This is a genomic window from Paraburkholderia humisilvae, assembly GCF_902859855.1.
Taxonomy (GTDB): domain Bacteria; phylum Pseudomonadota; class Gammaproteobacteria; order Burkholderiales; family Burkholderiaceae; genus Paraburkholderia; species Paraburkholderia humisilvae.
Map to the genome: position 1 here is coordinate 1 of NZ_CADIKH010000172.1, position 5,212 is coordinate 5,212.

5 protein-coding genes are annotated in these 5,212 nt (G+C 61.2%); 4 read left to right on the forward strand and 1 reads right to left on the reverse strand.

The window, feature by feature from the left end; all coding sequences use genetic code 11:
* Positions 1–491 precede the first annotated feature (491 nt).
* Entirely contained in the window at positions 492–1,358 is an 867-nt protein-coding gene (locus HV796_RS40060; RefSeq protein ID WP_175233262.1) for a MipA/OmpV family protein, read from the forward strand.
* 178 nt (positions 1,359–1,536) lie between these two features.
* Entirely contained in the window at positions 1,537–1,830 is a 294-nt protein-coding gene (locus tag HV796_RS40065; protein WP_175233263.1) for a DUF1330 domain-containing protein, read from the forward strand.
* 54 nt (positions 1,831–1,884) lie between these two features.
* Here HV796_RS40065 and HV796_RS40070 read toward each other — a convergent pair whose 3' ends face one another.
* Positions 1,885–2,784 carry a LysR family transcriptional regulator gene (locus HV796_RS40070; protein WP_175233264.1) on the reverse strand — a complete coding sequence of 300 codons (900 nt, stop codon included), beginning with the start codon at positions 2,782–2,784 and terminating at the stop codon, positions 1,885–1,887.
* 149 nt (positions 2,785–2,933) lie between these two features.
* Here HV796_RS40070 and HV796_RS40075 point away from each other — a divergent pair, with 149 nt between their 5' ends.
* Positions 2,934–3,680, forward strand: coding sequence for an SDR family NAD(P)-dependent oxidoreductase (locus HV796_RS40075; RefSeq protein ID WP_175233265.1), 747 nt, complete (start codon positions 2,934–2,936; stop codon positions 3,678–3,680).
* A 77-nt stretch (positions 3,681–3,757) separates the two neighbouring features.
* The gene (locus tag HV796_RS40080; RefSeq protein ID WP_175233266.1) at positions 3,758–4,504 is read left to right on the forward strand and encodes an SDR family NAD(P)-dependent oxidoreductase; all 747 of its coding nucleotides are present in this window, start codon (positions 3,758–3,760) and stop codon (positions 4,502–4,504) included.
* Positions 4,505–5,212 lie beyond the last annotated feature (708 nt).

Below are 5,212 nucleotides of genomic sequence, written 5' to 3' on the forward strand. Positions count from 1 at the left end.
TGCCTCGTCCAACGGCTTCTTTGCCATGGCGCGTATCTCCATTCAATCCGTTAGAGATATAACGCGCCAGCATCGAATCGGTTGTCATGTTTTATGGGAAACTCAATAATAAAATCTGCTTGCGACGCTGAAGAAAAAGAGACTAAGCTCATGGCACTCACTACATCAGTGAATCTCCCGCCAGAAGACGAAATTCTCTCAACCCTGTTGGGGAAGCGAGATGGGTCAGACGAGCGTTCCTGTAGATCCGCTTCACCGGTTATCAGCATCACGTCCATTATCGCCAGCGCTTGCTGCAAGATGCGAATCGCATCACCGCGCCGCTGGCATGCTCCGCACTTCCGTAACTCGGACCGCCCGGTCTTTTGGCGTTCTAACAACAACGACCGTCTTGATTCATTGAATTGCATTACGGTAGCGGCATTGCCCGACGAACTTCCGGACTGACGTTCCGAACTCGGTCCGCTCACATTGCCCACGGAGAAACCGGGATGATTGATATGTCAAGGCCGTGCATGATCAAGGTGCTGGCGGGCTCTGCATTGTCGCTGTGTGCGGTTGTCGCGATGGCGGATGACACGCTTGGCCTTTCTGAAAGCGTCTATTCCGTCGCCGCGCCGGAAATCACCCAGGCGCCATCCGGCACCGCGAGCCCATGGCGATTTTCCGTCGGAGCCGGGGTAGTGAACATGCCGAAATTCCCCGGCGCGAGCGGCACCAAATGGGAAGGGGTGCCGACCGTGAGCGTCAACTACGATCGCTTCTTTATTGGGTCCAATCCTGATGCCGCCGCGCTGCTGTCACTCGGTGCCTATCTGTATCGTGACAGTAACTGGCGTGTGGGCGCAGCCGTCACCTACGACTTCATCGAACCGCGCAGCGAATCGGACGACGCGCGGCTGAATGGACTCGGCGACGTCAAGCGGACCGCCCACGCTGAACTGTTCGGCATCTATACCTATCAGTTCATCTCCGCGCGTGCGAGCGTGCTGACCGACATCGCCGGCAATGGCCGAGGCACGGTGGCGACCTTCGATGTGATGGGCAGATATCAGCCCATTCCCGATCTCACGCTGAGTGCGGGGCCGGGGTTGACGTGGGCAAGCAGCAAATATAACGAAACCTACTTTGGCGTAACGTCGGAACAGAGTGCTCGATCTGGACTGCCAACGTTTTCCGCCGGGGCCGGCTTGAACCAGTTACGCTTTTCGATCAACGGCGCTTACCGGATTGCGACACACTGGAATGTCGGCGCCAGTGTTTCATTCGCGTGGCTGCGCGGTGATGCAACCGATAGCCCGATCACCGAGAAGACGAGTCAGATAACGTACGGTCTGTTCGTCAACTACCTGTTCTAGGCATCTGCACCTGCGACTGTGCAAACGATCGCTGCGGGGACCCGAGTTCGAACTCAGCCCTCAGACGTTCAACCACGGCCAGATGCGCTATGCTGAGCGCGGCTGGCAAGTCCGCTATCGCATTCGTCACGGCTTCACAGGCCAGTGACTTTTTTTGTCAGAGAACACGGAGATTGAAATGAGTAAGGGATATTGGGTCGTCACCTATCGCAAGACAAAGGACCCGGCAAGGCTGGCGAACTACGCGCAGCTGGCAGCGCCCGCGGTGACAACGCTCGGCGGAAAATTTGTTGTGCGTGGGCCGGCCGAAGAGGCTCGCGAGCAGGGGCTGAAGGAGCGGACTGTCGTGATCGAGTTTCCGTCGTATGAGCAGGCCATTGCCGCGTATACAAGCGAGGTCTACAAGCCCGCGCTTGATGCCTTAGGCGATGCGGTCGAGCGTGATTTCCGCATCGTGCGCGGCGCGGAGTGACACGCGATGCGATCCCGGGGATGAGCAACGCGAATTCCCGGGTGCAGCGACGTCTCACACGGAACGCTTCAAGATTCTCGACATCAACTCGTCTATTCGCGACAGGAACAGTTTGACGATCGGTGCCGTGTTGCCTGGGCTGTAGCCAACGACGAGTTCAATGGTCGGCACGTCGCCGGCAAGCGGCCGGCTCACCACCGACCACGGCATCAGGTCGCGCACATACGCGGGTATCAACGTGATGGCGCGCATCGAAGCAATGAGCGACATCACCATCGCCGGGTTATCGACGCTTTGCACGACCTCCACGTCGACACCCGACCTGGCGAGATAGGCGTCGATGACCTGCCGTAGCACCTTGGCCTTGTCCGCCATCGCAATGAACGGTGCGCCCCGCAGCTCGTCTGGGTGTACCGCTTCGCGTGCAGTCAACGGATGATCGCTCGGCATCAGTACGACGAGCGGCTCCTCGCTCACCACCTTGTATTCGAGACCGTAGCCGCGCTCGGCGCGCATGAACGCCACGTCGAGTTTGCCGTGCGCCAATGCGGTGGCCAATTCCGTCGAGTAGTCACTCGAGACGGTGACCTCGATCGTCGGCAATTCCTCGCGCAACAGGTGCATCGCGTCGGTTAGCCACGTCATTTCCTGCCCGGTCAGAAAGCCAAGCGCAAAGCGTGGTTTGGCCGGTTGTGCCGCGCGTCGCGCCGCTTCGACTGCCGCATCGACCTGGGCCATTGCCAGTCGCGCATGATCGAGAAATGCCTTGCCCGCCTCGGTCGGTTCGACGCCGCGTGCGCTGCGGCGCAGCAGTGCCACGCCGACCTGATCTTCCAGGTCGCGAATCTGCCGGCTCAACGACGGTTGTGATGTGTGTAACCGTTTCTCGGCGGCCTCGGTGAGGCTGCCGGTCTCGACGACCGAGACGAAATATCGCAAATGACGCAGTTCCATCGGTTTCTCCCATGCCTATGAGGCATGCCGTCCCGCTTATAAAGTCTTTTTCATCGGCATGAGAAGCTCATAAATTGGTCCCTGTAGCCATTTTCCCTGCCGCGAACGCCAGAAGCCATGCGTCGCAGCGATACCTACAGGAGTTTCTCATGAATCGCCCCGTTGTTCTGATTACCGGCGCGTTGACGGGCATCGGCCGCGCCACCGCCGTTGCTTTCGCTCGTGCCGGCGCCCAGCTCGTCGTCTCGGGCCGTCGTCCGGCGGAGGGCGCAGCGCTCGCGACCGAATTGCGCGAACTGGGCTCGGAAGCCTTCTTTGTGCAGGCTGATGTGCGCCATGACGACGAGGTCCGCAACCTCGTCGATCAGACCGTGGCCCGCTTCGGGCGGTTGGACGTCGCCGTGAACAACGCCGGCACGGAAGGCACACCGGGCCCGGTCAGCGACGCGTCCGCGGCCAGCTATGCGGCCACCTTCGACACCAACGTGCTGGGCGTGCTGTTGAGCCTCAAGCACGAACTGAGGGTTATGACCGCCCAGCGATCGGGCAGCGTCATCAATATCTCGTCGACCTACGGCCACGAAGGTGCCGCCTACGCCGCGATCTACGCCGGCAGCAAGCACGCGGTCGAAGGGTTCACCCGTTCGACCGCGCTCGAAGTTGCCGGCACGGGCGTGCGCGTCAATGCCGTTGCGCCAGGACCGACAGACACGGGGATGCTCGACCGCTTCACCGGCACACCCGAGCGAAAGGCGGTGCTGGCGGGCAGTGTGCCGCTTGCACGAATCGGCAACCCGTCGGACATCGCGTCCGCGGTGCTGTATCTCGCATCCGAAGGCGCCGCGTTTGTGACTGGACAAATCGTCACGGTCGACGGCGGCAAGACGGCGGGCTGAGGCGCGCTTTCTGCCGGCCTGTCCGGCCGCACAGGCCGGACCCGTGAACTGAGCATCTGAATGAGGAGCAGCAAATCATGAATACGCTAACGGGCAAGACCGCACTTGTGACAGGCGCGTCGCGCGGCATCGGCCGCGCCAGCGCGCTGGCGCTCGCGAGAGCAGGCGCCCAGGTACTCGTGCACTACAGCAGCGGCGCGCAAGAGGCCGATGCAGTAGTCGCCGAAATACGGCAAGCGGGGGGCAAAGCCGACAAGATCGCCGCCGACCTGCGTGCGGCCGAGGGTCCACACCTTCTCGCGCAGCGTACGCGTGCGATTATCGGTGACCGTCTGGACATACTGGTGGCCAATGCCGGCATCTCAGGCGCAGCCACGATCGAAGAAACAACGGTTGAGCATTTCGACAACCTGTTCGCGGTCAACGTGCGCGCGCCGTTCTTCCTCGTCCAGCAACTGCTGCCCGTGATGTGCAAAGGCAGCAGCATCGTGCTGCTTTCGTCGCTTGCCGCGCACGCTGCGCTCGGCACGCTGTCGGCATATGCGGCTACCAAAGGCGCCATCGACACGCTTGTCAAACATTTCGCTGCCGCGCTGGGCGAACGCGGCATACGCGTGAACGCCGTCGCGCCCGGTGTGGTGCCGACCGATATGTCCAGCTTTGCGAAGACCGACGCAGGACGAAATTTCGCGATCGGCATTCAGGCGCTCAAGCGCATGGCGGAACCCGACGACGTCGGCACAGCGGTGGCCTTCCTCGCATCCGAAGACGCGCGCTGGATTACCGGTGATACCTTGCACGTGGACGGCGGGTCGAAGCTTTGACCGGCGATCGCGCCGCGTGATTTTCCGGTGGACGACTCGCGTTTGTCGTCCACCGGATCGATGCATCGAGGCCCTTGTGCAGCAGGCGAAGTGCGCCGCTTCGGTTCTACGGTGATGGCTAAACGCACTGCGCGCGCGGAAGCCATCGCGGGCTCAACCGTATCCGTGAGCGGCATGTCGTTGTGTCCGCCGATCGAAATGTCCGCCGGGCAGTGCAAACCCGCCGCCTGCAATGCGTCGTAGCAGCCGAGTGCGATTCCGGTGTGCCGCAAATCGTGAGGCCGCTGCGCGAGTGAGATGGACTGACTGCGCACTGTCTGTCAGCGGTATGACGGCTTGACGATAAATGACAGATTTTCAGACTCTGTCGCCTTGAATCGAGATGGGTCGCAGGGTATAAGCCTTCAGGGGTTAAATCGGCTCCACATCGCGGCCTTCCCACCTATGCAGTCCTGATGGACCAGGCCGCTTCTCTCATCAGTACCCGCTCGGGCGGAATATCGCTGCAGCTACAACACATTGCCTGATCACGAGGAGGACGCCTACGCATGACACAACAACCCATTGTCGTCCCCATCGCGCTGTCCTACAGGCGAAGCGCCACGCTTACTCTGCCGTGGTTCGTGCAGAGAGCGGAATACCGCCCCGCTGAAGCGACGTTCAAGCCGCTCGTCAATGGTGAGGAGGCGTTTGGCGCGATCCATGACG